Source organism: Roseovarius sp. D22-M7, assembly GCF_037083785.1.
Classification (GTDB): domain Bacteria; phylum Pseudomonadota; class Alphaproteobacteria; order Rhodobacterales; family Rhodobacteraceae; genus Roseovarius.
In genome coordinates this window covers 1-24,543 of the sequence record NZ_JBAPKY010000051.1, presented here as the reverse complement: position 1 = coordinate 24,543, position 24,543 = coordinate 1, and the positions used below count along the sequence as shown (strand labels likewise).

The 24,543-nt window shown below is 64.4% G+C and carries 25 protein-coding genes and 1 tRNA gene; 13 read left to right on the top strand and 13 right to left on the bottom strand.

Features of this window, described 5'->3' with window-relative positions; translation table 11 throughout:
* The 6 genes from V8324_RS17400 to V8324_RS17375 form a co-directional block, all read right to left on the bottom strand.
* Positions 1-504: transposase (locus V8324_RS17400; RefSeq protein ID WP_336421185.1), on the bottom strand; the 504-nt coding region annotated here is incomplete at its 3' end.
* Positions 505-1,032: 528 nt separating this feature from the next.
* Positions 1,033-2,856 (bottom strand): SulP family inorganic anion transporter, encoded by a 1,824-nt coding sequence (locus V8324_RS17395; RefSeq protein WP_336421184.1) that lies wholly within the window; start codon positions 2,854-2,856, stop codon positions 1,033-1,035.
* A gap of 87 nt (positions 2,857-2,943) precedes the next feature.
* Positions 2,944-4,620 carry a TIGR01244 family sulfur transferase gene (locus tag V8324_RS17390; RefSeq protein WP_336421183.1) on the bottom strand — a complete coding sequence of 559 codons (1,677 nt, stop codon included), beginning with the start codon at positions 4,618-4,620 and terminating at the stop codon, positions 2,944-2,946.
* A gap of 36 nt (positions 4,621-4,656) precedes the next feature.
* Positions 4,657-5,616 (bottom strand): MBL fold metallo-hydrolase, encoded by a 960-nt coding sequence (locus V8324_RS17385; RefSeq protein WP_336421182.1) that lies wholly within the window; start codon positions 5,614-5,616, stop codon positions 4,657-4,659.
* 30 nt (positions 5,617-5,646) lie between these two features.
* Positions 5,647-5,859, bottom strand: a complete 213-nt coding sequence (locus tag V8324_RS17380; protein WP_336421181.1) for a YgaP family membrane protein — start codon at positions 5,857-5,859, stop codon at positions 5,647-5,649.
* 157 nt (positions 5,860-6,016) lie between these two features.
* A complete protein-coding gene (locus V8324_RS17375) occupies positions 6,017-6,487 on the bottom strand; it encodes an RrF2 family transcriptional regulator (RefSeq protein ID WP_336421180.1) in 471 nt (156 codons plus the stop codon).
* A gap of 146 nt (positions 6,488-6,633) precedes the next feature.
* Between V8324_RS17375 and V8324_RS17370 the strand changes: the two genes are divergently transcribed.
* From V8324_RS17370 to V8324_RS17360, 3 genes are all read left to right on the top strand, one after another.
* On the top strand, positions 6,634-8,043 hold the full coding sequence (locus V8324_RS17370; protein WP_336421179.1) for a cytochrome ubiquinol oxidase subunit I: 1,410 nt from the start codon (positions 6,634-6,636) through the stop codon (positions 8,041-8,043).
* A gap of 12 nt (positions 8,044-8,055) precedes the next feature.
* Positions 8,056-9,060, top strand: a complete 1,005-nt coding sequence (cydB, locus tag V8324_RS17365; RefSeq protein WP_336421178.1) for a cytochrome d ubiquinol oxidase subunit II — start codon at positions 8,056-8,058, stop codon at positions 9,058-9,060.
* Positions 9,061-9,180: 120 nt separating this feature from the next.
* Positions 9,181-9,567, top strand: a complete 387-nt coding sequence (locus tag V8324_RS17360) for a rhodanese-like domain-containing protein (RefSeq protein WP_336421177.1) — start codon at positions 9,181-9,183, stop codon at positions 9,565-9,567.
* 13 nt (positions 9,568-9,580) lie between these two features.
* Here the strand turns inward: V8324_RS17360 and V8324_RS17355 are convergent, their stop codons facing one another.
* On the bottom strand, positions 9,581-10,486 hold the full coding sequence (locus tag V8324_RS17355; RefSeq protein WP_336421176.1) for a hydrogen peroxide-inducible genes activator: 906 nt from the start codon (positions 10,484-10,486) through the stop codon (positions 9,581-9,583).
* A 105-nt stretch (positions 10,487-10,591) separates the two neighbouring features.
* On the opposite strand from V8324_RS17355, the gene V8324_RS17350 reads away from it, so the two are divergent.
* The 4 genes from V8324_RS17350 to V8324_RS17335 all read left to right on the top strand — a co-directional run bounded on the left by V8324_RS17350 (position 10,592) and on the right by V8324_RS17335 (position 13,792).
* A complete protein-coding gene (locus tag V8324_RS17350) occupies positions 10,592-11,236 on the top strand; it encodes a peroxiredoxin (protein WP_336421175.1) in 645 nt (214 codons plus the stop codon).
* Positions 11,237-11,312: 76 nt separating this feature from the next.
* Positions 11,313-12,194 (top strand): MBL fold metallo-hydrolase, encoded by an 882-nt coding sequence (locus tag V8324_RS17345; protein ID WP_336421174.1) that lies wholly within the window; start codon positions 11,313-11,315, stop codon positions 12,192-12,194.
* 216 nt (positions 12,195-12,410) lie between these two features.
* On the top strand, positions 12,411-12,908 hold the full coding sequence (locus V8324_RS17340; protein WP_336421173.1) for a hypothetical protein: 498 nt from the start codon (positions 12,411-12,413) through the stop codon (positions 12,906-12,908).
* A 353-nt stretch (positions 12,909-13,261) separates the two neighbouring features.
* Entirely contained in the window at positions 13,262-13,792 is a 531-nt protein-coding gene (locus V8324_RS17335) for a CBS domain-containing protein (RefSeq protein WP_336421172.1), read from the top strand.
* Between the two features lie 2 nt (positions 13,793-13,794).
* On the opposite strand, the gene V8324_RS17330 is transcribed toward V8324_RS17335, so the two are convergent.
* The gene (locus V8324_RS17330) at positions 13,795-14,481 is read right to left on the bottom strand and encodes a Crp/Fnr family transcriptional regulator (RefSeq protein WP_336421171.1); all 687 of its coding nucleotides are present in this window, start codon (positions 14,479-14,481) and stop codon (positions 13,795-13,797) included.
* Between the two features lie 543 nt (positions 14,482-15,024).
* On the opposite strand from V8324_RS17330, the gene V8324_RS17325 reads away from it, so the two are divergent.
* Complete coding sequence (locus V8324_RS17325) at positions 15,025-15,831, top strand: Crp/Fnr family transcriptional regulator (RefSeq protein ID WP_336421170.1); 807 nt, start codon at positions 15,025-15,027, stop codon at positions 15,829-15,831.
* 659 nt (positions 15,832-16,490) lie between these two features.
* On the opposite strand, the gene V8324_RS17320 is transcribed toward V8324_RS17325, so the two are convergent.
* A tRNA-Ala gene (locus tag V8324_RS17320) sits at positions 16,491-16,566 on the bottom strand.
* Between the two features lie 85 nt (positions 16,567-16,651).
* Positions 16,652-16,978 carry a TIGR02300 family protein gene (locus tag V8324_RS17315; protein WP_336421169.1) on the bottom strand — a complete coding sequence of 109 codons (327 nt, stop codon included), beginning with the start codon at positions 16,976-16,978 and terminating at the stop codon, positions 16,652-16,654.
* A gap of 113 nt (positions 16,979-17,091) precedes the next feature.
* Here V8324_RS17315 and V8324_RS17310 point away from each other — a divergent pair, with 113 nt between their 5' ends.
* From V8324_RS17310 to V8324_RS17300, 3 genes are read left to right on the top strand one after another with little or no spacing between them, the layout of a single operon-like run.
* Positions 17,092-17,784 carry a M48 family metallopeptidase gene (locus V8324_RS17310; protein WP_336421168.1) on the top strand — a complete coding sequence of 231 codons (693 nt, stop codon included), beginning with the start codon at positions 17,092-17,094 and terminating at the stop codon, positions 17,782-17,784.
* Between the two features lie 30 nt (positions 17,785-17,814).
* A complete protein-coding gene (locus tag V8324_RS17305) occupies positions 17,815-18,462 on the top strand; it encodes a GntR family transcriptional regulator (RefSeq protein ID WP_336421167.1) in 648 nt (215 codons plus the stop codon).
* Positions 18,459-19,634, top strand: a complete 1,176-nt coding sequence (locus V8324_RS17300; RefSeq protein WP_336421166.1) for a cation:proton antiporter — start codon at positions 18,459-18,461, stop codon at positions 19,632-19,634. The genes V8324_RS17305 and V8324_RS17300 overlap by 4 nt, the downstream gene beginning before the upstream one ends.
* 7 nt (positions 19,635-19,641) lie before the next feature.
* Here V8324_RS17300 and V8324_RS17295 read toward each other — a convergent pair whose 3' ends face one another.
* Together V8324_RS17295 and V8324_RS17290 are read right to left on the bottom strand one after the other, a co-directional pair.
* Complete coding sequence (locus tag V8324_RS17295; protein ID WP_336421165.1) at positions 19,642-20,604, bottom strand: acetyl-CoA carboxylase carboxyltransferase subunit alpha; 963 nt, start codon at positions 20,602-20,604, stop codon at positions 19,642-19,644.
* Between the two features lie 76 nt (positions 20,605-20,680).
* Positions 20,681-21,283, bottom strand: coding sequence for a LysE family translocator (locus tag V8324_RS17290; RefSeq protein WP_336421164.1), 603 nt, complete (start codon positions 21,281-21,283; stop codon positions 20,681-20,683).
* A gap of 82 nt (positions 21,284-21,365) precedes the next feature.
* Between V8324_RS17290 and V8324_RS17285 the strand changes: the two genes are divergently transcribed.
* Positions 21,366-21,830: an Lrp/AsnC family transcriptional regulator gene (locus V8324_RS17285; RefSeq protein ID WP_336421163.1), complete on the top strand. Its 465-nt coding sequence runs from the start codon at positions 21,366-21,368 to the stop codon at positions 21,828-21,830.
* 6 nt (positions 21,831-21,836) lie between these two features.
* Here the strand turns inward: V8324_RS17285 and V8324_RS17280 are convergent, their stop codons facing one another.
* The gene (locus tag V8324_RS17280; RefSeq protein WP_336421162.1) at positions 21,837-22,874 is read right to left on the bottom strand and encodes a fatty acid desaturase; all 1,038 of its coding nucleotides are present in this window, start codon (positions 22,872-22,874) and stop codon (positions 21,837-21,839) included.
* 367 nt (positions 22,875-23,241) lie between these two features.
* Between V8324_RS17280 and V8324_RS17275 the strand changes: the two genes are divergently transcribed.
* The gene (locus tag V8324_RS17275; RefSeq protein WP_442970564.1) at positions 23,242-24,312 is read left to right on the top strand and encodes an AI-2E family transporter; all 1,071 of its coding nucleotides are present in this window, start codon (positions 23,242-23,244) and stop codon (positions 24,310-24,312) included.
* Positions 24,313-24,543 lie beyond the last annotated feature (231 nt).

Here is a 24,543-nt window from a genome sequence, read left to right as displayed (position 1 = left end):
CAATCCAGACGCCGTATACATGGCCGCAACCGAAATCATGCCAGCTTTGACCGAGACGCTCTTGCCCCGCGGGAGCCATCCATACATGGTCCGAGCGACAATGACGACGCCGCAGCCGCATGGGCAAACAAGGGTCTCGGGCTCGACCACCTGCTCGATCCGGGGCAGATCTCTGGGCAGGTTGCCACGGTTGCGGCTGGCCACCCGTTTGCGTTTCGGCGTGTCATCGCCGGGCGCTTGATCCTGTTTCTGTTCCTCGGCCCCGGAGACTGCGATCTGCAGATCCTCGAAGGCCAGCTGCCGCTCGCCATTGTCCTCGGACCATTGGCGGACAATGGCTCGCTCCTCGTCGAGCTTCTCGGATTTCTTGCCATGCACGACATGGTTCAGTTCGGCGACCAAGTGCTCGAAGCGCTCGTTGATCTTCTTGAGGCTGGCCGTCTCGCGCAGCAGCGCGGCGACAGCGTCGCGCTGGTCCTCGGGGATGAGCCAGACTACGAACAACCAAGTCAAGGAGGGCTGAAAGGAATAGTGCAACATCTGCCAGGAGATGGAGAAGGGTCACGCTCGTGGCTTCTTGGACCTGATGTGTGGATCGGCGAGGTCAGCACCAATGCCTTAGGGGCGATGAGGGAGAAGCAAGCGGAAATCCATCGGGGCTCGCAGCGATGATCTATCAGGCCGCCCCAAGAAGCCGGATATACGTCGGCAATCGCGACCTTCGATCCAGAGCCAAATAGACCGTTGCAATCAGACTGGGTCCATATACGTCCACACAGGCACCTCGGCGTCCGATCGCAAACTGCATCGCGGCGTCACTGAACCTGACATTCGCGCATCCCGCCGCATTTGTAGCAACCGAGTAGAAATTATCAGAACAGAACCGCCGGACGTCAGATCCAAGACAATGACGGCGGGCAGTCTCGAGCGGGTGTTCCCCTCGACGTCAATTCTGGCGCGACGAAAGAATAGAGCGAATGGAGATTGGATTAATGTAGGCGCAGCATGGCACCTGTGGTTTTCGGAACTTGCTTACGTTTGTTGTTGCGATGGCCAAGCTCGCTGACTCGATGATTTTTCTATTCCCTGACGCTGCTGGACATTTGGAACAGTGGAAATTTGGTCTGGTACATCATGCAAGGCGGCCTTCGGACTGAGCGCGGCGACGGCGTCGTATTGGGCGAGATGGACGTCGCCGGTCATCTGCGACAGGAAATGCGCGCGGCACAGCTGGTCCATGACCGGGCCCTTGACCTCGGACAGATGCAGGCGCACGCCCATCTCGTCCAGACGGGTGTTGATGGTCTCCAGCGTCTCGACGGCGCTGAGGTCGATCTCGTTGATCCCTGCGCACATCAGCACCACGTCGCGCACCGGCCCGCCGGGGCGCACGCGGTCGAAGATGTGATCCTCGACGAAGCGGGCATTGGCGAAATAGAGGCTCTGATCGGGGCGGAATGTCACGACGGCCGGATCGGTGATCACCTCGTGGCGCAGGATGTTGCGAAAATGCTGGGTGCCGGGGACCAGCCCGACCTCGGCGATATGCGGCTTGGAACTGCGGTAGAGGTGCAGCCCGACCGACAGGATCACGCCGGCCGACACGCCCACCTCGACGCCGAAGCCCAGTGTCAGCACGATGGTGGCCGCAACGGCGGCAAAATCGGCACGTGAATAGACCCAGGCGCGACGCAGGATGGAGACATCCACAAGGCCCAGCACCGCCACGATGATCGTCGCGGCCAGCGTCGCGATCGGCAGGTCGTGGATCAGCGGTGTCAGCGACATCGCCGCCACTGCCAGCCCGAGCGCGGTGAAAGCCCCCGCCGCCGGGGTCACCGCGCCCGCGTCGAAATTGACGACCGAGCGCGCGAAGCCGCCCGTGACCGGATACCCGCCGGTGAAGGCCGCGCCGATATTGGCCGCGCCCAACCCGATCAGTTCCTGATCGGGGTCGATGCGTTGCCGGCGCTTGGCGGCCAGTGTCTGTGCCACGGACATGGATTCGACGAAGCCGATGATCGAGATCAGCAGCGCCGGCATGAAGAGCTGCCCGATCAGGTCGACCGAAAGGGATGGCAGGGTAAAGGGCGGCAGGCCCTGCGGGACGACGCCGACCACCGCGACGCCGCGCGTGTCAAGCTCCAGCCCCCAGACCGCAAGCGTGGTCACCGCGACCGCGGCGACGGGGCCGGCCTTGGTTATGATGTCGGCGGCGCGCGGCCCCAGCCCGAGGCGTTGCAGGGCCGGCTTCAGCCCGCGCCGCACCCAGAACAGAAAGGCCACGGCCCCGACCCCGAGGACCAACGTCACCGGGTTGATCTGGCCCAGACGTGTCGTGAGCGCGAAGAGCATCTCGGGCAGGGTTTTGCCGCTGGCCTCGATCCCGAGGATGTGACGCAACTGGCTGAGGGCGATCAACAGCCCGCTGGCGGTAATGAAGCCCGAGATCACCGGATGCGACAGGAAGTTTGCCAGGAACCCCAACCGCAGCAGCCCCATCCCCAGCAGAAGCGCCCCCGAAAGCCCGGCCAGCGTCAGCGCCGCCACTGCGTAGCCCGCCGTACCTGCTTCGGCCACCTCGCCGATCGCCGCCGCGGTCATCAGCGACACCACGGCGACCGGGCCGACGGCCAGCGTGCGGCTTGTGCCGAACACCGAATAGAGCAGGATCGGCACGATCGAGGCGTAAAGCCCCGCCTCGGGCGGCAGCCCCGCCAGGATCGCATAGGCCAGCGATTGCGGGATCAGCATGATCGTCACGATCACCGCCGCCAACGCATCCCCGCCAAGGGTGTGCCTGTTGTAGCCGCGCCCCCAGGCGAGGATCGGGAAATATCGGGCAATGACAGGCATGCAGGACAGGTCTTTCGGGTTCATGTCGAAACTGGGCGCACCGCCGGGGCCAAGGCCCGGCGGTGGAACGCGTGGCCAGAGGTGTCGTCAGCCTGCGGCGGTGATCTTCTCCGGGCGCGCCAGCCATTCGTGCCCCCGCAACATGGCCTTCCAGTAGATCGGGGGCAGCATCTTTTCCTTGAGCAGCCAGGCGAGGCGGCTCGGTTTCGTGCCGTCGACCACGAATTTCGGAAAGCTCGGTTTCATGACACCGCCATAGCCGAACTCGGCCAGTACGATCTTCCCGCGCTCGACCGTCAGCGGACAGGAACCGTAGCCGTCATACTGCGCCACCGCCGCGCGGCCCTCGAGATCGGCGACGAGGTTGTCGGCGACGACCGGGGCCTGCTTGCGCGCCGCGGCGGCCGTCTTGGCGTTGGGGGCGTTCATCACGTCTCCAAGGCTCCATATATTGTCATGCCTCTTGTGGCGCAGGGTGGCCTGGTCGACATCGACCCATCCGGACGCGTCGGCCAGCGGCGAGACGCGGATGAAATCCGGCGCTGTCTGCGGCGGGCAGACGTGGAGCATGTCGAACTTCATCGTGACGCGCTCTGGATCTCTGTCAGGCTTTTTCACCTCGAAGGTCGCCAGCCGCGCGGGGCCGTCCACCGCGACGAGGTTGTGAAAGAAATCAAGGCTCGCGTTATATTTGTCCATGTAGGATTGCAGCGCGGGCACGTAATCCTTCACCCCGAAAAGCACACCGCCCGCGTTGCAGAAATGGATATCGATGCTCCCGAGGGCGCCATTTCGACACCAATGATCGGCGGAAAGGTAGAGCGCCTTTTGCGGCGCGCCGGCGCACTTGATCGGCATGGGCGGCTGCGTGAAGATGGCGCGTCCCGCCTTGACCGACTGAACCAGTTGCCAGGTATAGGGCGCCAGATCATATCGGTAATTCGAGGTGACCCCGTTGCGGCCGAGCGTATCCTCCAGCCCATCGATCGCCGACCAATCGAGCTTGAGCCCCGGGCAGACCACCAGGCGGTCGTATTTGACCACGCGACAGCCATCGAGGATGACGGCATTGTCCTGAGGCTCGAACGCCGCCACGGCGGATTTGATCCAGTGCACGCCACGCGGAATGAGGCTGCCCATCGTCTTGGCGGTCTCGGCCGGCTCGAATATGCCGCCACCAACCATGGTCCAGCCCGGTTGGTAATAGTGAATGTCGGTCGGGTCGATGAGGGCGATCTCGAGATCCGGCTTGCGGGACTTGAGGCTGGCGGCCACCGCGATGCCGCCAGCGCCCCCGCCGACAATCACGATGTCGAAGGCCGCGTCACCCGAGGCGGTCGGGGTCTTGCCGCCATTGACGATGCGCCGTGCCACCCCGGTCATGTCGAATCCGGCCGCCTTTGTCGCAGCGAGTATTTCGGACAGGGGACGGCGTTTGGCTTCGGTCAGCGACCACAGCGTTGCCGACCGGGTGCCGGTGCGGCAATAGGCAAGAACCGGTCCTGGCAATTCCATGAGCGCTTGGCCGAAGGCTGCGGCATCGCTGTCTTGTACCATGCCAGAGGTTACAGGCAGATAGTGCGCCTCGATCCCCGCGGCCTTGGCTGCCGTTTCGATCTCTTCAAAATTCGGCTGATCAGCGCCTTCGGCATCGGGGCGGTTGCAGATGATGGCCCGGAATCCGGCATCGCGGATCTTGGTGACGTCCTGCGGGGTGATCTGGGGGCTGACCGACAGCGCCTCGGTGACGTTATTAACTTGCATGCTTTCTCCTCCCTCAATCGAGAACACGGTCCTCTCTCACAACCGGTTCACCGGCAGTTTCAGCATCGGATTGCCGTCCTTGTCCGTCGGCACCTCGCCGGCGCGCATGTTGACCTGCAGCGAGGGCAGGATCAGCCGCGGCATGCCAAGCTGCGCATCGCGCGTCGTGCGGAAGCGGACGAACTCCTCTTTCGTCTTGCCGCCGCCCACGTGGATGTTGTGGGCCTTTTCCTCGGCCACCGTGGTTNAGCGGACGAACTCCTCTTTCGTCTTGCCGCCGCCCACGTGGATGTTGTGGGCCTTTTCCTCGGCCACCGTGGTTTCCCACCGGATGTCGCGGCCGTTGGGGCCGTAATCATGGCACATGAACAGCCGCATCTCGTCGGGCAGGGCCAGCACCTTCTGGATGCTGTCGTAAAGCTGCCCCGCATCGCCGCCGGGGAAATCGGCGCGCGCCGAGCCGCCATCGGGCATGAAGAGCGTGTCCCCCACGAAGGCCGCGTCGCCCATCACGTGGGTCATGCAGGCCGGCGTGTGGCCGGGCGTGTGCATGGCAAAGCATGTCATGCCGCCGATGGTGTAGCTGTCGCCGTCGGTGAACAGCCGGTCGAACTGGCTGCCGTCGCGCTGGAACTCGGTGCCCTCGTTGAAGATCTTGCCGAACACGTCCTGCACCACGAGGATCTTCTCGCCGATGCCGATCTTGCCGCCGAGCTGCTGCTGGATATAGGGCGCCGCCGACAGGTGATCGGCATGGACATGCGTCTCGATGATCCATTCGAGGGTCAGCCCCTCGGCCTTGATGTGATTGATCATCGCGTCGGCGTGATCATAGGTGATGCGCCCCGCCGCCATGTCGATATCCATCACCGAATCGACCACCGCGCAGGTGGTCGAGCCGGGGTCGCGGACAACGTAGCTGATGGTGTTGGTGGCCTCGTCGAAAAACGCGGTCACCTGCGGGGTCACGCTCATGTCGACCGGATATTGCGTCATGTTTTCACTACTTCGCTCAGGACAGGGCGCTCAGCGCTTGCAGGTGCGGATGCCGAGCACCGTGTAAAGCGGGCAGATCCGCATTCCGGCCGTGGCCAGCAACACCGCACCGACGGCGACAGCGATCCATTTCACGGCGCCGGCGTCAAAAACCGGTGCGAGGCCGCCGAGGGCGGTCACGAGAAGCACGAGCCCGAGAAGGGCCCGCAAAGCGCGGTCGATTGTTCCGATATTCGTCGTCATGATGCTCTCCTGTAGTTGATCGGTCGCTGACAGAGATGGCCTGACCCACCTTCGCGCGATTCGCCTTTTAACATTCCTGAATATGAATGTGATTAAAAAAGATGTAAATGTATAGTACCTTTATGTCGCAGCCGCCGGAGTTGCGGTCTGGCGCCGGTCACCCACCCCGCCCCTTCGGCATGACGATCCCGTCCTGCAAGGGTGCGATTCGATCGAGCAGGGCGGAGCGATTGGCGGCGATGTCGGCGATCGTCACGCCATCCAGCACATCCAGAAACGCTCGTGTCGCCTGCGCGAAGGCGGTCGACAATTTGCACAAGCCGATCAGCGGGCAGGTGTTCGTCTCGCTGTTGAAGCATTCCACGAGCTCGATCGGCCCTTCGGTCAAGCGCACGACGTCGCCGACGCGGATCTCCTCGGCGGGTCGCGCAAGGCAGAAACCGCCGCCGCGCCCGCGCTGCGTGCGCAGAAGGCCGTCCTTGCCCAGTTCATGCACGATCTTGACGATATGCGGCCGCGAGACGCCGTGGATCTTGACCACGTCGTCGATGCGCACAAGCGCCGGGCTGCGCAACGCCGCCAGTTGCAGCGCCCGCAACGCGTAGTTGGTGTAGTTGGTCAACCGCATGTTCCGCTCTCGATACCTTTGTACTCGGTCATGTCTCGGACGTTAGCGCGAACTGCGCCCATACGCCACAGTCAAAGATATATTCAAAATATTGCTTTTGTCCGGAATGCGCGTTATCTCGGCGAGACATCTCAGGAGGTGCCGCAATGTTCGAGACAGCGTCCGCTGAAATCCTGGCACGGGTGCAGTTCGCCTTCACCGTGTCGTTCCACATCATCTTTCCGGCCTTCACCATCGGTCTGGCAAGCTACCTCGCCGTGCTCAACGCACAATGGTTGCGGACGCGTGACGAGACCTATCTGACGCTTTTCGAGCACTGGAAAAAGATCTTCGCCGTGGCGTTCGGCATGGGCGTGGTCTCGGGCATCGTCATGTCCTACCAGTTCGGCACCAACTGGTCGGTCTTCTCCGACAAGGCTGGCCCCGTCGTCGGGCCGCTGATGGCCTACGAGGTGCTGAGCGCGTTCTTCCTCGAGGCCGGGTTCCTCGGGATCATGCTCTTCGGGCGCGAGAAGGTCGGCGACCGGCTGCACATGCTGGCCACCGCGATCGTTGCCGTGGGCACGCTCGCCTCGGCCTTCTGGATCCTGTCGGTCAACAGCTGGATGCAGACGCCGCAGGGCTTTTCCATCAACGATGCCGGGCAGTTCGTCCCCGAGGACTGGTGGGCGATCGTGTTCAACCCGTCCTTTCCCTACCGCCTCGTGCACATGGTGCTGGCAGCGTTCCTGACGACGGCCTTCGTGGTGGGCGCGGTCGGCGCGCTGCACCTTTTGCGTGACCGGACCGACCCGGCGGCGCGGCGCAACTTTTCCATGGCGATGTGGATGGCCGTGCTCGTCACCCCGCTGCAGATCTACGCCGGCGACCTGCACGGTATCAACACGCTGGAGCATCAGCCGGCCAAGGTCATGGCGATGGAGGGCCATTTCGACAGCCACCCCGAAGGTGCGCCGCTTTACCTCTTCGGCATTCCGAACCAGGAGGACCAGCGGCTGGACTACGCGGTCGGCATCCCCAAGCTGTCCTCGCTGATCCTCAAGCACGACCTCGACGCCCCGCTCGACGGACTCGACACCGTGCCGCGCGCGGATCAGCCGCCGGTGGCCATCGTCTTCTGGTCGTTCCGGGTCATGGTGGCGCTCGGCTTTGCCATGCTGGGGGTCGGGCTCTGGGCGCTGGTGCGCCGCATTCAGGGCCGCCTGTTCCACAGCCCGTGGCTGCACCGGGCGGCGCTGGCGATGGGGCCGTCGGGCTTCGTCGCGGTACTCGCCGGGTGGATCACGACCGAGGTCGGACGCCAGCCCTTCACCGTCTACGGGCTGCTGCGCACCGGTGACAGCCTCGCACCGGTCTCGGCACCGGCTGTCGGGGCCTCGCTGATGGCGTTCATCGTGGTCTATTTCTTCGTCTTCGGCGCGGGCACCTACTACATCCTGCGGCTGATGGGCCAGCGCCCGGGGGGTGGACCGCGCGACGTCGAAGGCCCGACCCGGACCGCCGGGATCACGCCGGCGCCGCAGTTCGGACGCGACGCGATCGCGCCGGGCGAATAAGGAGGACACGCCATGGAAATCGATCTTGCTTTCATCTGGGCCGGGCTCATCGCCTTCGCCGTGCTGACCTACGTGGTCCTCGACGGCTTCGATCTGGGCGTCGGGATCCTGTTCCCGCTGGCCGGGTCCGAGACCGACCGCGACACCGCCATGAACTCGGTCGCGCCCGTCTGGGACGGCAACGAGACGTGGCTGGTGCTGGGGGGCGGCGGGCTTTTTGCCGTATTCCCGCTGGCCTACGCGGTGGTGATGCCGGCGCTTTACATGCCGATCACGCTGATGCTGCTCGGCCTCGTCTTTCGGGGCGTCGCGTTCGAATACCGCTGGAAGACGCGGGCGTGGAAGCCCGTCTGGGATCTTGCCTTCGTCGGCGGTTCGGCGCTGGCAGCGCTGTGCCAGGGCATCGCGCTAGGCGCGCTGGTGCAGGGGATCGAGATGGCCGACCGCGCCTATGCGGGCGGCTGGTGGGACTGGCTGACGCCGTTCTCGTTGCTCACCGGCGTGGCGGTCGTCACCGGCTATGCGCTTCTGGGGGCGACATGGCTGGTCCTCAAGACCGAAGGCGGTCTGCAGTACCGCATGCGGCGCCTCGCCTGGCCGCTCGGCCTGGCCACGCTGGCGCTGATCGGGGCGGTCAGCCTGCTGACCCCGTTCCAGGACCCGGTCTATTTCGATCGCTGGTTCAGCTTCCCCGCCGCGCTTTATTCCGCCCTGGTGCCGGTGATGCTTTTCTTCGCGGCCATGCATCTGTTCCGTGGGCTGGCCGCGCGCAGCGACCACGCCCCCTTCATCGCCAGCCTCGCGCTCTTCGTGATCAGCTTCATCGGGATCGGCATCAGCTTCTACCCGATGATGGTGCCGCCCGCGCTGACCATCCAGGCGGCGGCCGCCCCGCAATCCAGCCTCGCCTTCGCGCTGGTGGGCGCGCTGATCCTCGTGCCGATCATTCTGGCCTACACGGGCTATGCCTACTGGGTGTTTCGCGGCAAGGTACGGCCCGGGGATGGGTACCACTGATGCGCCCGGTCACGCGACGCCTGCTGTGGTTCATTACCCTCTGGGCGCTCGGCGTCGGAACCCTCGCCGTCGTGGCCCTCGTGATACGCCTGTTCCTTTGAACGCAGAACGGAGAGAGAAATGACAACCGACAAGACGCAGACCGGCACGCTCGAGAACTGGACGCCACAACGGCTGAGCGCGGCCTTCGAGGCCGGCGACGTGGCGATCATCGATGTGCGCACGCCGCAGGAATACGCCTTCGAGCATATCCGAGGGGCGCTTCTGGCACCGCTTGCCACATTCGAGCCACGGCACCTGCCGGCCCAAGACGGCAAGCGTCTGGTCTTTCATTGCGGATCGGGCGTGCGGTCCCGCAAGGTGGCCGAGGCGTGCCTTGCGGCCGGCATGCATCCGGTTGCACATCTCGACGGGGGCTTCGGCGCGTGGAAGGCTGCGGGCCTGCCGTATGTCACGATCGATCCGGCGACGGGCAGCAACAAGATGGTGACACCCGACAAGACCTGATCCACCGGCCCGGTCACGAGGGTCGGGGCGCGGCCTCTCGCAGGGCCGCGGCCAGTTCCCGGAACTCCGGCACCCGTGCAGAGTTGGGCCTCCAGATCATGACGACCCGGCGCGGGGCGGCCTCGGGGGCGGGCACAAGGGCGATGTCATGGCCATCCGCGATCCCGGCCTCGACCGCAAGGCGGGGCAGCATGGTGATGCCAAGTCCCGTTTCGACCATGGCGACAAGCGTGTGCAGGCTCGTCGCGGCAAAGCTGCGATCCTCGTGGATATCCCCGGGGTCGAAAGCGGAAAGGGCGTGGCGCTGAAGGCAATGCCCGCGCTCGAGCAGCATCATCGGCCGAGCTGCAAGATCCGGCCCACTGACCGATGCCATGTTGGCGAGCGGATGCGCGCGCGCGCAGGCCAGCGCATAGCCATCCTCGAACAGAGCCTCGCAGGCCAGATCGCCGATATCGAACGGCAGCGCCACGATCGCCGCATCGAGCCGCCCGTCCGACAGCCCGTCGATCAGCGCCTCCGTGAGATCCTCGCGCAGATATAGTTTCAGATCGGGATAGTTGCGGCGCAGATGCGGCATGACCCGAGGCAACAGGTAGGGCCCGACCGTCGGGATCACGCCCAGCCGCAAGCCCCCGGAAAGCGGTTTCCCGCTGGCCTGTGCCAGATCGACCAGATCCTCGGCCTCGCGCAGCATGCGGCGCGCACGCTCGACGATCTCGGTGCCGATCGGGGTCACGATCACCTGCCGCTTGGTACGCTCGGCCAACGTCACGCCGAAGAGTGCTTCAAGCTCCTGCACGCCTTTGCTCAACGCGGACTGGGTGACATGGCAACGTTCGGCGGCCCGCCCGAAATGCAGCTCGTCGGCAAGGGCGACGAGGTAATGCAGGTGGCGCATTTTCGGCAGATCGACCATCAGTCATGCCTTTTTGGAATTATCATGACAACTTTAATTCGTTTCACGAATGTAGTGCAAGTCGTTAGTACGTGATTGCACGCACATCAACCAGGAGGCGACACCATGACCACAGACACTCGGATTTCTATGCCCCGGCTCAACGAGCCGGCGCCGGAGTTCAACGCACCCACCACCCATGGCCCGAAATCGCTCGGCGATTATCGCGGCAAGTGGCTTGTGCTGTTCTCGCATCCGGCGGATTTCACACCGGTCTGCACGACGGAGTTCGTCGGTTTCGCCGGCCGGGCCAAGGACTTTGCCGCGATCGATTGCGCGTTGCTGGGCCTGTCGATCGACAGCCACTACGCGCACATCGCCTGGACGCGCAACATCAAGGACAATTTCGGCGTCGATATCCCGTTTCCGATCATCGCCGACCTGTCGATGCAAGTCGCGCATGCCTACGGCATGATCCAGCCAGGCGCGTCGGACACCGCAGCGGTACGCGCGACCTTCGTGATCGACCCGGAGGGCGTACTGCGCGCGATGCTTTACTATCCGATGACCAACGGACGCTCGGTCGACGAGGTCTACCGCCTGGTGCAATCGCTGCAGACCTCGACCGCGCATGGAGTCGCGACACCCGAAGCATGGCAGCCGGGCGACAAGGTCATCGTGCCGCCTCCCGCAACGGCAGAGGCGGCCGAAAGCCGTGCCAGCGAAGGCTACGAGACCACCGATTGGTACTTCTCCACGCGCGAGCTGTAAGCGAACCGGTCGGCCCGGTGCGGATCCTGCCGCACCGGGCCGACCTTTCAAGACAACATGACGGAAGGACCCGGACATGCCACATCCCATCGTCAAACCGTTTCACGACGCAGCCACCGGAAGCTGGCAATACGTCTTTCACGACCCCGAGACGCGCGAGGGCGCGATCGTCGATCCGGTGCTGGATTACGATCCGAATGCCGGCGCCACGGGCACCCGCCGCGCCGACGAGATCCTTGCCTACGTCGCCGAGGAAGGGCTGACGATCACGTGGATCCTCGACACGCATCCGCATGCCGATCACTTCTCGGCCGGTCCCTATCTCAAGGAACGGCTTGGCGCGCCCACGGCGATCGGCGAGAAGGTCGTCGATGTTCAGAAATTGTGGAAGGGGATCTACAATCTCGATGACACATTCCGCACGGATGGCGCACATTGGGACCGGCTTTTTGCCGATGGCGAGACCTTTTTGGTCGGCGGGATCGAGGTCGAAGTGTTGTTCACGCCCGGACACACGCTTGCCTCGATCGCCTATGTGGCCGGCGACGCGGCCTTCGTGCATGACACGCTGATGATGCCGGATTCGGGTACGTCGCGGGCGGATTTTCCGGGCGGGGATGCGGCCATCCTGCATGACAGCATCGCGCGCATTCTGGCCCTGCCGGACGACACGCGCGTCTTCGTCGGTCACGATTACGCGCCGGGTGGCCGCGAGCCGCTCTGTGAAAGCACGGTGCGCCAGCAGCGCGAGACCAACATCCACATCCGCGACGGGTTCACGAAGGCCGACTATGTCGCAACACGCGACAAACGCGATGCGACTTTGCCCCTGCCCAAGCTGATGCTCGCCGCGCTGCAGATCAACATTCGCGGCGGTCGTCTGCCCGAACCCGAAGCGAACGGACAGCGCTACCTCAAGATACCGCTCAACCAGTTCGAGGGCGATTTCTCGGAGTGATCCGAACGAAAGTTCCGGCCAGATGCCGGCCCTTGCACGCGCGCCACGACAGAGAATAGTGGCGCGCGACGCAGCACGCTGCGCGGCTGTGATCACGTGAGGTTGACGGTTTCGGATGCGTTCGCCGCCGGGACAGATCACGGAGCGCGCCTCGATCATCCAAAGCAAGACGCTGCTTCCTGTTCGTTTCGAGATCACCGAGGAAACCCGCGGTCCATGTCGGCGTGGCCGGACGACCCGGCGATGATCGGGTCAGGACACCTCTGGTCCGGGCGCGTCCACGAGAGGCTGCACATCTCGAAACGCCAGTACGCCCGGCCGGTGCGCGAATGGGTCAGCTCGACCGGTCTCGAGCCGGGCTCTTACGGCACCCGTTCGATGCGACGGACCAAGGTCGCACAGATCTACCGAAAGACCGGAAATCTGCGCGCGGTCCAGCCTCTGCGGGGCCATATCAAGATGGACAGCAGCGTGCTCTGCCTCGGCGTCGAGCTTGAGGGCGCCCTGGCGATCTCGGAGGCGGTGGAAATCCGACCGGCAGGGCCGTCCGGAAAGAACGGCCCAAAGCCGCCGCTGCCCGCTGTGACAAGTGTCGCGCAGCATCGTCACCAGACCTGCCATGCATGCATCATGCAGCATTTTCGAGGGTCAGGCCATCAAGCCGGGATATTCCTGCAAGATGCGCCTACGGGGGCATTGTCTTCCGGGCACTGAAAAAAGACCAGAAGGGGTAGCCGAAGTGCTGCACGGGTTTCCCCGAAGCGGTCGTTCATCACACTCGAATTGGCCGAAATTAGAAGCGGCCTTTCGAGGCGCTCGTTCGCGAAGTCCAAAGCGCGACGTTACCGACCGTTCGCTGCGGGGGCCTCGGGGGCTCATGTGAGAGGCGTTGATGCGCAGAAAACAGAATTTGCGAATTGCGGGCCTTTAGGCGGGTTAGAAACCTCGATGGTGTCCTTTGCGGTCACCCGCTTTGCTTCGCGTATTGACGCTGGTTAATGAAATGCGCCTTTGGGATCCGCAAGACTGACCCTCGGGTCCCGAGGTATCAAGGCGAGGAAGGCACCATGCTGGTCAGGAAAGTAATGTCTTCCCCGGTTATCGGTGCCATGACCACGACGACGATCATCGAGGCCGCGGAGAGCATGCGCCTGCACAAGGTGGGCGCGCTTCCCGTGTTTAACACCACGCTCCTCGAGCGGCTTGTGCGTCGTTCGACTGACACCGGCGGTGGCGCGGGCACCATCGTCGTCGGCATCGTGACCGACCGCGATATCGTCACGCGCGGGCTGACCCTCCCCTGCTCCGGCTTTGACCCGCAAATGGAGGTGGCGTCGATCATGTCCCACGGCGTTGTCACCTGCTACGAAAATCAGGATGTGCTCGAGGCGGCGGGCCGCATGGGCGAGCACCGGATCCGGCGGTTGCTGGTGCTTGACATCTCCGGCTCGCCCGTGGGCATCCTGTCGCTTGGCGACATTGCAGAACATGTGTCCGAAGCGCTTGCAGGGCAGGTGTTGGGCGAGGTCACGGAACTCCGCGCGCGTGACGCCCCGGTGCACCCTGCAAATGCGAGGCACCGGCACGGGGTTTCGTGACATCAGGCACTGGTGGGCACTATCTCGCGGCGCAGCGTCCCGAGATCGACATCGGCCAGATCCGCAAGCGTGGACATGTCGTGCACGCAGATGTTCATGTGATCGCCCGTCGTGATGACGCCCTGCCGACTCAGCCGCCGAAGGGTACGGCACACATGCACCGATGACAGCCCCGCGTAATCCCCCAGATCCTTCTGGGTCAGAGGCACGTGGAACCCGTGTTTCTCGCTGGGCTCTCCCTTGCTCAGACGAAGGTACAGCTCGATCAGGACGTAGGCGATCCGGGTCTCGGCGCTGGATTTGCCCATGCGCAGCATGCGCTCGGCCCGGCGGGCCTGAACCGCGTTGGCCGCGCGCCTTTCTTCGAGCCAGAGATCGGGATGGTCCTGCAAGAGCCGCGTCCAGGCGCTGGTGTCCATGGCGACCACCACCGCCTCGCACGGGGCCTCGATCTTGACGAAACTCGTGCGACCATCCGCGCCTGTCGGATCGTATGTCTCGCCGGGAAGGACGAACTCGAGGATCTGCCGGTCGCCGTCCGGTAATGACTGGGATGCGGCCAGCCAGCCCTCCCTGACGTAGAAGGTTTGCCGCGACGTGTCGCCTTCCACCTTCAGGATCGCACCTTTCCTTATGGCGCGCTTTTTATGTCCAAGGGTTCTTTCGAGAAGCGAGTGAGTCGTCAGCATCGGCAAGTCCTCCGGAGAGCGGATGCTATTGAACATATGCCCCGACCGCGCACTTATTAATACCAAAGTATCCATCTCGGCGCTTGGGTACCAATCCGTACACTCGGGCCCGGGGACGGGGCAGCCGTGTGTTGTCCCGGTGACGCAAGGGGGCCGGCCCGTGCGCACGTCGTCGCCCCCGCCTGCGGAACGGCCGGACCGATCCGTGGGCGGGCGCGCGCATTTCAGTCTATCATGTGCTCTCGAACTCGGGGGCACGGCAACCTCGACGAAAAAAGCAGGGATCGGTCTGGCGGCGTTAAGTACGATAACGCACTCAGCGTAGAACTCATCGGTGGTAACTGCTAAGCCCTCTCTCGGTGGTATTCGCCTGCCGACATTCGTCAGTCCCCAATCTGATCGCAAGGCCGCGAATATCACCACGATCACTCGTGCCCGCAAAATGCCGAACTGACCGCCGGTCACGTAACGTCGGTACGGTAGCGTACACTCCCCCCCCCCCCGACGCTGACAAACTGCTCGAACCTTGGTAAGCATTTCCTATTGGTCTCCATTCTTCAGGGCGGAGCCAACAAAGAGACATTGCGCATTTTTGCTCTTGCCCCAAGCATGCGAGAGCATAACGTGAACAAAGGCCTGTCTCCTCCGGTTTCGGAGAATAATCTCATCCATACAATGGCGCGCGCCGATCGGAACCTGATCGAGCCGCACCTGACACCCGTGAAAATGGACAAGGGAATGGTCGTCGAAGAGCGGTTGGAGCCGATTCGCCATGTCTATTTCCCAAGGTCCGGCGTGGGCTCGACGGTCGCGATGGTCCAGAACGGGCGCCCCATCGAGGTTGGGCTTTTCGGGAATGAAGGGATGTCGGGAACCGCGATCGTCATGCAAAGCGAGTATTCCTCTCAAAAGACGTTCATGCAGATTCCGGGCGACGGGTGGTCCATCGACGCCGAAAGATTACGGGATCTGCTTGGGCAGAGCACCTCGCTTCAGCGCCACTTCCTGCGATACGTTCAAAGCCTCATGACGCAGGTCTCGCACACGGCATTGTCGAACGGGCATGCCAAGCTGGAAGAACGGCTCGCGCGGTGGCTCTTGATGTGTCATGACCGGATCAAGAGCGACAAGATGAGCCTGACCCACGAGTTCATGTCGATCATGCTGGGTGTGCGCCGGGCCGGGGTAACGGTCGGCATACATATTCTCGAGGGCAAGGGAATGATCCGTGCCTATCGCGGTCAGATCATCATCCTCGATCGCAAGGGGCTCGAAAGCGAAGCCCATGGCTCTTACGGGGCTGCCGAGGCTGAATATGCACGCCTCATCGGCTTTGACCGGCCCGATTAGGATCAGCGCCACATCCTGTTGCTCGCAGCGGGCTTTGCCGATCTGAGCTACTCCCCATCCGTTGGACAATATCCGGGGTGAATTACGCTACTCGTTGCACCTGTTGATCGGGTCGGCGTTCGTTTTTTCTCAGCCAACAGACCACGGCTGGTGGTTTTCCGCGTTGTGGAAGGTCGTCCATTTCCGGACGCCCGCCTTCGCTTCTGATCCGGTCGCCCGGGCATGCAGGTCGACGCACTCGTATTTCGCTTCGCGGACCTGCGGTTCAGGGTCCGCCACAGCCGCTCGATGAAGATGTTGTCGAGGAACGGCCTTTCCCGTCCATCGAGATGCGCACGCATGCCTGGCGCAACCGGTCCGTCGAGGGGAAAGACGTGAACTGGGCTGCCCCGATCGGTGTTCATGATCTCGGCGGGCCGAAGGTGTGGATGGCCTCGTTCAGCGCTTCGAGGCAGAATTCGTCTTACAGCGTGTTAGAGATGCGCCAAGCCAGGACTTTCCGGATGTGGCAATCTTGGTAAACAGCGCCACGGCGGTACAGACGGGTGTGTCCGGGCATGTTCTCGAGGGTACTCACTGTAACACCTCAGCGTTACAGTTCCCGAAACTTACCACGGAAAATCACCAACTTACTGACCTCAAGGGGTGTTAGTGGCGATTGGTGGAGCCTAGGGGGATCGAACCCCTGACCTCTTGCATGCCATGCAAGCGCTCTCCCAGCTGAGCTAAGGCCCCGAAACGTTGGCCCGCGTCGAGCCGTGGCGCGACGTGTAGGCAAACCGGCGACCGGGATCAAGGGCAAAATCCCGACCGCGCCGCGTCACATGTCGTTCTCGTCGGATTCCACATCGGCGAGGTCGTCGAGCGAGACGTTATCGTTGTCGTCATCCTCCAGCAGATCGTCCTCGAGCACGACATCCTCGGAATCGTCATCGGTGGTGTCGTCCCCGGTTCCTTCGCTCTTGCCGGTCTTCAGCTTCTTGGTTTCCGCATCCTCGGTATCGGGGCGGATCGAACGGCTCTTGCCGGTGGCCAGTTCCACCACCTCGCCGGTATAGGGGCTGACGATCGGTGACTTGTTGAGGTCGTAGAAACGTTTGCCGGTGGTCGGGCAGACGCGTTTGACACCCCATTCTTCCTTGGGCATGGATGATCCTCGTTGTCTCTGTGCTCTTGCACGCAATCCGCGTCCCCTGACATAACGGCCCGGTGCTGTCAAAGGCTTTGCGGCGGCACCCGTTCGACACAACCGGAGCATCCATGAGCCAGCATTTCCTTCCGGGCGATCCGCCGGTCGCGCTGACCCTGCGCCACAGCCCGCGGGCGCGGCGCGTCTCGCTGCGCGTGTCGGGGCTGGACGGGCGGGTGACGCTCAGCGTGCCGCGCGGCATGAGCGAGGCAGAAGCACTCGAATTCGCGCGCTCGAAGGCGGGCTGGCTGCGTGCGCAACTGGCCCGCCAGCCCGGATGCGAGCCGGTGAGGCCGGGTCTGGAATTGCCTTTCGAAGGCCGGATGCTGCGGATCGCACCGGGCGCGGGGCGCGCCGTGCGGCTTGGCGAGGGGGCGCTCCACGTGCCCGGACCCGAGGCGCGCGTCGCGGCGCGGCTGGAAGGCTGGCTGAAGGCGCGCGCGCGCGACCGGCTGGCGCAGGCGTCGGATCACTACGCGGCACGGCTCGGCCGTCGCTACAGCCGCATCACGCTGCGCGACACGCGGTCCCGCTGGGGCTCTTGCTCGTCGAAGGCCGCGCTCAGCTATTCGTGGCGGCTGATCATGGCGCCGCCAGAGGTGCTGGACTATGTCGCTGCGCACGAGGTCGCGCACCTGGTCGAGATGAACCATTCCCCGGCCTTCTGGGCGGTGGTGGCGCAGCTCTTTCCAGCCCATGACGGCCCGCGCCAATGGCTGCGGCAGGAAGGGGCCGGGCTTCACCGCTACGTTTTCGGCGATTGACCGTGGCGCAATTTGTGATCACATGACGCCATGCTGATTGCCCCCCGCACCGATCCCGTCTCGGCGGCGCATGACCGCGTCTATCGCGGCCTGCGGTCGCAGATCATGTATGGCGAGATCGCGCCCGGCCAGGCGCTCACGCTGCGCGGGGTGGCGGCGCAATTCGGCGTTTCGATGACACCGGCGCGCGAGGCGCTGCGCCGGCTCTCGGCCGAGGGCGCGCTGACGCTGTCGCAATCGGGCCGGGTCTCGACCCCGGAACTCGGCAACGACCGGATCGAGGAACTGGCGGCGCTGCGATCCCTGCTGGAGGTCGAACTGGCCAGCCGCGCCCTGCCCCGCGCCCATATCGCGCTGATCGACCGGCTGCAGACCATCAATGCCCGCGTCGCCGAGGACATCCTGCGGCAGGATGCGGTCGCCTATATCCGGCGCAATCTCGAATTCCACCGCACGCTCTACCTGCGCGCGCAGGCGCCGGCGATGCTGGCGATGGCCGAAACCGTCTGGCTGCAGCTTGGCCCGACGATGCGGGCGCTTTACGGGCGGCTGCGGCGCAAGGACCCGCCGCATTTCCACCGGCTGATCATCGCGGCGCTGAAGGCCGGCGACGAGCCGGGCCTGCGGCTTGCGGTGCGATCCGACGTCACGCAGGGCCTGAGAATGCTGGTGGGATGAGCGCCATGGACCAGGGCATCGTTCTGATCACGCTCGGGGGGCTGTTCCTCGCCGGGCTGGCCGCCGACGCCGTGGGGCGGCACACGCCGCTGCCGCGGGTCACGCTGTTGCTGGGATGCGGCATCGTCGTGGGGGGCTCCGGCCTCGACCTTCTGCCGCAGGAGGCCGAGAGGCTTTACGACGTGCTGTCGACCGTCGCGCTGACCATGGTGGCCTTCCTTCTGGGCAACTCGTTGACCCTCAAGACGTTGCGCCGCCACGGAGGTGCCATACTGACGGTCTCGATCCTGATCGTGCTCGGCACCGTGGCCCTCGTGGCGGTCGGGCTATGGCTTGTCGGGGTGCCGGCGCCGGTGGCGCTGCTCCTCGGGGCGATCGCCACGGCGACCGATCCGGCGGCGACCCAGGATGCGCTGCGCCAGGCCGGCGCGCGAGGATCCTTCCCCAAGCTGTTGCGCGGCATCGTGGCCATCGACGACGCGTGGGGGGTTCTGGCGTTCTCCATTGCCGCCGTGTTCGCGGCGGGTCTCGGGGGCCCGATGGAGGTAGCGCATCTGACCGACGCGCTGTGGGAGATCGGCGGCGCGATCATGCTGGGGGCGGGGGTCGGGCTGCCGGCCGCCTATCTCACCGGGCGTCTGGCGCGCGGCGAGCCGCAATTGTCCGAGGCGCTCGGGCTGGTCTTTCTCACCGCCGGGATCGCGGTCTGGGCCGGATTCTCGTACCTGATCGCCGGGATGCTGGCCGGGGCAATCGTCGCCAACCTGGCACACCACCATGAGCGCGCCTTTCACGAGATCGAGCATGTCCAGTGGCCGTTCCTGATCCTGTTCTTCGTGCTGGCCGGGGCCTCGTTGGATGTCGGCATGCTGGCCGATCTGGGCCTCGTCGGGGGCGCCTATGTCCTGTTGCGCATTCTTGCGCGGGTCGGTGCCGGATGGCTGGGAGGAACGATGGCGGGGCTCCCGGCCGCGCAACGCCCCTGGATCGGCGCGGCCCTGCTGCCGCAGGCCGGCGTGGCCGTGGGCATGGCCCTGATCGCGGCGCAGGAATTTCCCGAGCACCGGGACCTGATCCTGAGCCTGACCATCGGGACGACCGTGATCTTCGAGATCCTCGGACCTATCGCCGTCCTGTGGTCGGTCCGGCGGGTGCAGGCAAGCCGCGAGTGACGCGTGCTCAGGCGGCAAGGCCCTTGCTGCCGAGGCGCAGGAACCTTTCGCGCCGGTCGCGGATCAGCCCCTTGCGGCCCTTCTTGTCAAGCTCGCTCAGCATGGCCTCCAGGGTCTGACCCACGGCCTTGATCGTGCCGGCATGGTCGCGATGCGCGCCGCCCAAGGGCTCGTCGATGATGCGGTCGGCGACGCCCAGCTTGGTGAGGTCCTGCGCGGTCAGGCGCAACGCCTCGGCGGCCTCGCGCATCTTCTCGGAATCCTTCCACAGGATCGACGCGCAGCCCTCGGGCGAGATCACCGAATAGATCGAATGTTCCAGCATTGCCAGGCGATTGGCGCTGGCGAAGGCGACCGCCCCGCCCGATCCGCCCTCGCCGATGATGACCGATACCAGCGGCACGCCGATGCCGAGGCAGGTCTCGGTCGAGCGGGCGATCGCCTCGGATTGCCCGCGCTCTTCGGCGCCCTTGCCGGGATAGGCGCCGGGCGTGTCCACCAGCGTGATCACCGGCAGGCCGAAACGGTCGGCCATCTTCATCAGGCGCACCGCCTTGCGGTACCCCTCGGGGCGGGCCATGCCGAAATTGCGCGTGATCCGGCTTTTGGTGTCGTTGCCCTTCTCATGGCCGATCACCATCACCGGGCGACCGTCCAGCCGCGCCAGCCCGCCCATCACCGCGGCATCCTCGCCAAAGCTGCGATCACCGGCCAGCGGCGTGTACTCGGTGAAAAGCGCCTTGATGTAATCGCTGCAATGCGGCCGGTCGGGATGCCGCGCGACCTGGCATTTGCGCCACGGGGTCAGGCTTTTGTAAAGATCGCGCAGCAGATCCGCGGCCTTGCGATCGAGCGCGCCGGCCTCGGCCTCGACATCCATTTCCTTGCTGGTGCGCGCCAGCGCCCGCAGCTCTTCGGCCTTGCCTTCGATCTCTGCCAGCGGTTTTTCAAAGTCGAGGTAATTGGTCATCGCTGCGCGGTCTCCGTGGATTGCCGTGCGGATGTATGGCGACGTCGGGGCGGATTTGCAATCGCACGCTTTGGCGTCAGGCCGGCCACAGCACCGGAATCAGCGTCGCCACCAGAAGCGCCGCCATCACCCGGTTGAACACCCGCAGCCGTGCGGGACGTTTCAGCAGCCGGCGCAATTGCTGGCCCAGCACCGTCCAGCTTGTCGTGCTGATCGCCGAGACGCCGACATAGACCGCGCCCACCCACAGCACCGCCGCCAGATCGCGCCCGGCCGCATAAAGCGTGATCGCCGAAAGCGCCATGCTCCACGCCTTGGGGTTCACCCACTGGAACGCCGCCGATTGCAGGAACGTGAGCGGCGTGCCGGTCGCGTCGGCCTCGGCTGATGCGGGGGGCACGGCATTGGCGATCTTCCACGCGAGATACAGCAGGTAGATCACCGACACGGTCTTGAGCAGCGTGTAGCTGAGCGGCCAGAGGTCGAAGACCTGCATCACGCCAAGACCCACGCAGACCACCATCAACGGGAATCCGAGCGCGATCCCCAGCATGTGCGGGATGGTGCGCACAAAGCCGAAATTGGTCCCCGAGGTCATGAGCATAATGTTGTTGGGCCCCGGCGTGATGACCGTGACAAGGGCGAAGGTCGCAAGCGCTGTGAAGAGATCAAGTGTCATGATCACAACTCTATGCGATCAAGCGCGCATTTGAATTGCTTTTTATTGTGACAAATGATTCTATATGCAACAATCGACGCATATGGACGATATAAACAAACATATATTGCGAGTCTTGACGCGCGACGGGCGCATCAGCAATCTCGATCTTGCCGAACGGGTGGGGCTGTCGCCCTCGGCCTGTCTGCGCCGGGTTCAGGATCTCGAACGGCGTGGCGTGATCGCGGGCTATGCCGCGATCCTGAACCGGGCGGCGATCGGCGTGGGGTTCGTCGCGTTCGTCACGGTGGGCCTGAACAGCCACACCAAGATCAGCCAAGAGGCGTTCGAGGCGGCCATGGCCCGCGCGCCCGAGGTGGTCGAATGCCACAACATCACCGGCGCGGTGGAATACCTTCTGCGCGTGGAGGTGGCCGATCTCGCCGCGTACAAGGCTTTTCACACCGATATTCTCGGCGTTTTGCCCCAGGTCCACGCGATCACGTCCTACGTCGTGATGGACACCCCGAAATCCTCGACCGCGACGGGCCGGGTGTCCAGCGCCTGACCGGCCTCACGGATCCGCAGCCATGCGCGCCGCCGCCACCGGGTTCTCGTCCGGGAAGGGCACGAGGCGTTCGGAGGTCTCGTCCCACAGCTTGAGCCGGAAACTGCGGATCGCCTCGGGCCAGCGGATCACGTCATGGGATTTCAGGTGACCGGGCAGGTCTTTCTGGCAGCGCCGCAGGTTGTAGGACGGGATCGAGGGATTGAAGTGGTGCAGATCGTGATAGGCGATGTTTCCGGTGCCCAGATCCCACCACCAGCCAAGGTCGAGCGAGCTTGAGCCCTCCAGCGTCGCCTTGCGGAAATCGAGATCGGGCTTGCGGTCCCAGTAGGTGTCCTCGAAATTGTGCTGCAGGTAGACCAGGAATACGCCGATCACCCCGGCCAACACCGCGCCAAGCGCCAGAACCACCACGCCGGCCGGCCCGAGCATGCCCCAGACCAGCGCCACGAAGCCTGCAAGCATCAGGTTATGCGCGATCACGCCGCCGGCGCCGACATGGCTGGTGTTGCGCGGCCAGCGATACGCGAGGAAATAGGTGACGATCCCGCCAAGCGACAGCATCACCGCCGGATTGCGATAGATGCGGTACCACAGCCGCCGATGCCACGGCGCGGCCTGCCACTCGGGCAGGGTCATGGTGTAGACCTCTGTCGTGTCGCGGTGGTCGAGGTTGCCCAGATACGCGTGATGCAGGTTGTGATTGTACTGCATCACGCGAAACGGCGTCAGCGAGAAGATCGACAGTACGTATCCGGCCGCATCGTTCATCCAGCGCGTGGCGAACAGTGAATGATGCCCGCAATCGTGTTGCAGCACGTAAAGCCGCACGGTCGCGAAGGCCAGCAGCACGACCAGCGGCAGCGCGAGGGGCCAGTTTCCGCCGCCGGCCAGACCCGCGCCGGCCACGAGCGCGCCGGCATGGACGCCGAGCGTGGCGAAAAAGGACAGCGCGCCGCGAAGGTCGCTCTTGCTTGTGTAAGGTCTGAGAAATGCACGCAGGGACGTATCGGGGTCTGTCGCCTTCGGATCTGTCGCGGTCATGGCACCCTCGCTGGTGGAACGCTCGTCACGCATTTACACCGTTGAAGTTGAACCTATCATGACCCGTTACAAGAGATCGCCCGTTGTTTTTCAGCGACGTCACACCCGGCGCGGGCCGCGCCTCAGCCACCGTCGCCGTCGCCCCGCGCCGGCGATGCCCGATCCCTTGGCGCGCCCCGCACGAAACCCGCCGCAGCCCGCGTCGGGTAGTGGCGAATGATTGTGTTTCGCGGTGGATTTGCAGATACTCGCGGTCATCTGTTCAAAGGTCACGACCACCCCGAAGAAGCGAGCCGACGTGAAAGCCCCCAGCGACAAGCAGCCTCCCGAGATCGCCTACAAGACCGATGCCTATCGCGTCCGGACCGTGACGCAGATCATCATCGCTTTCGCGGTGGTGCTGTTCTTGCTGGTGCAGGCCCGGTTCCTGCTGATTTCGCTGGCCACGGCGATCATCCTGTTCAGCCTGACCTCGGATGCGATCAACTCCATCGCGCGCATCCGGCTGGGACCGGTGCGGGTGCCGAACTGGCTGGCCAGCATCGTGGCGCTGCTGATGATATCGACGGCGTTGCTCAGCCTGTCCGCGGTCATCCTCGCGCAGGCCAATACCGTGCTGTCGACGACGCTGGCCTATACCGACCGGGCCCCGCAGGCGATCGCGTCGATGTTCAAGTGGCTGGGGCCGGATGCCGAGGAGGTCGTCTTCAACTCGGTCGCGACGCTGGATGTCGCAAGCTATCTGCGCACGATCGCCGGACAGGCGGGCAGCCTGATGCAGGGCACGGTTCTGGTGATCCTCTTCGTGGGCTTCCTCTTCGCGGAACGGGTGTGGTTCGGCACCAAGCTGGAAAGCCTGTTCGACGATGCCGGGCAGGCGCAGAAGGTCAGCCGCATCATCGGCTCGATCATTCACCGGGTAAACTATTACCTGCTGGTGAAGACCTTCGTCAGCGCGGTCACAGGGTTGATGGTCTACGCGGTGGCCCGCGCCTTCGAGCTCGATCTGGCCGCGGCGCTGGGCATACTGACCTTCGTCCTGAACTACATCCCGTCGATCGGATCGATTGTGGCAACCGTGCTGGTGGCGCTCGTGGCCTTCGTGCAACTGGCCGACGGAACGCTGACCCTGCTGATCTTCCTGGTGGTGGGGGCGATCCAGTTTCTCAACGGCAACATCATCGACCCGATGCTGATGGGGCGCGCGCTGCGGGTATCGTCGTTCGGCATCATCATCAGCCTCGCCTTCTGGGCGGCGATCTGGGGCATTCCGGGGATGTTCCTTGCGGTGCCAATCATGGTGTCGCTGATGATCGTCTGCAGCCATGTCCCGGGCCTGCGACCCGTGGCGGTGCTGCTGTCGCGCGAGGGGCTGCCCGAGACCGACTCCGATCTCGATATCGCCGCACCCAGGGCCCAAAGGGCGCGCGCGCGTTGAGGCGATCCGGGCTCGGTGCTCGCCTGGGAGTTCGCGCCGGTCCGCGCCACGCGCGGCAAACCGTCCGGGGGACGGTTCGAGGCGAGAACGGGCGGCGCCCCCATGCCGGCGAGAACGATGAGCCATGGTCCGCCATTGATGCGGTTGTCTGATCGCTTTTGTCGCGTCAGGCCCTGCTCGCCTGAATGCGTGGCTGCCGGAGGCATGGTTGTCTCCGCGGTCGGCATGGGC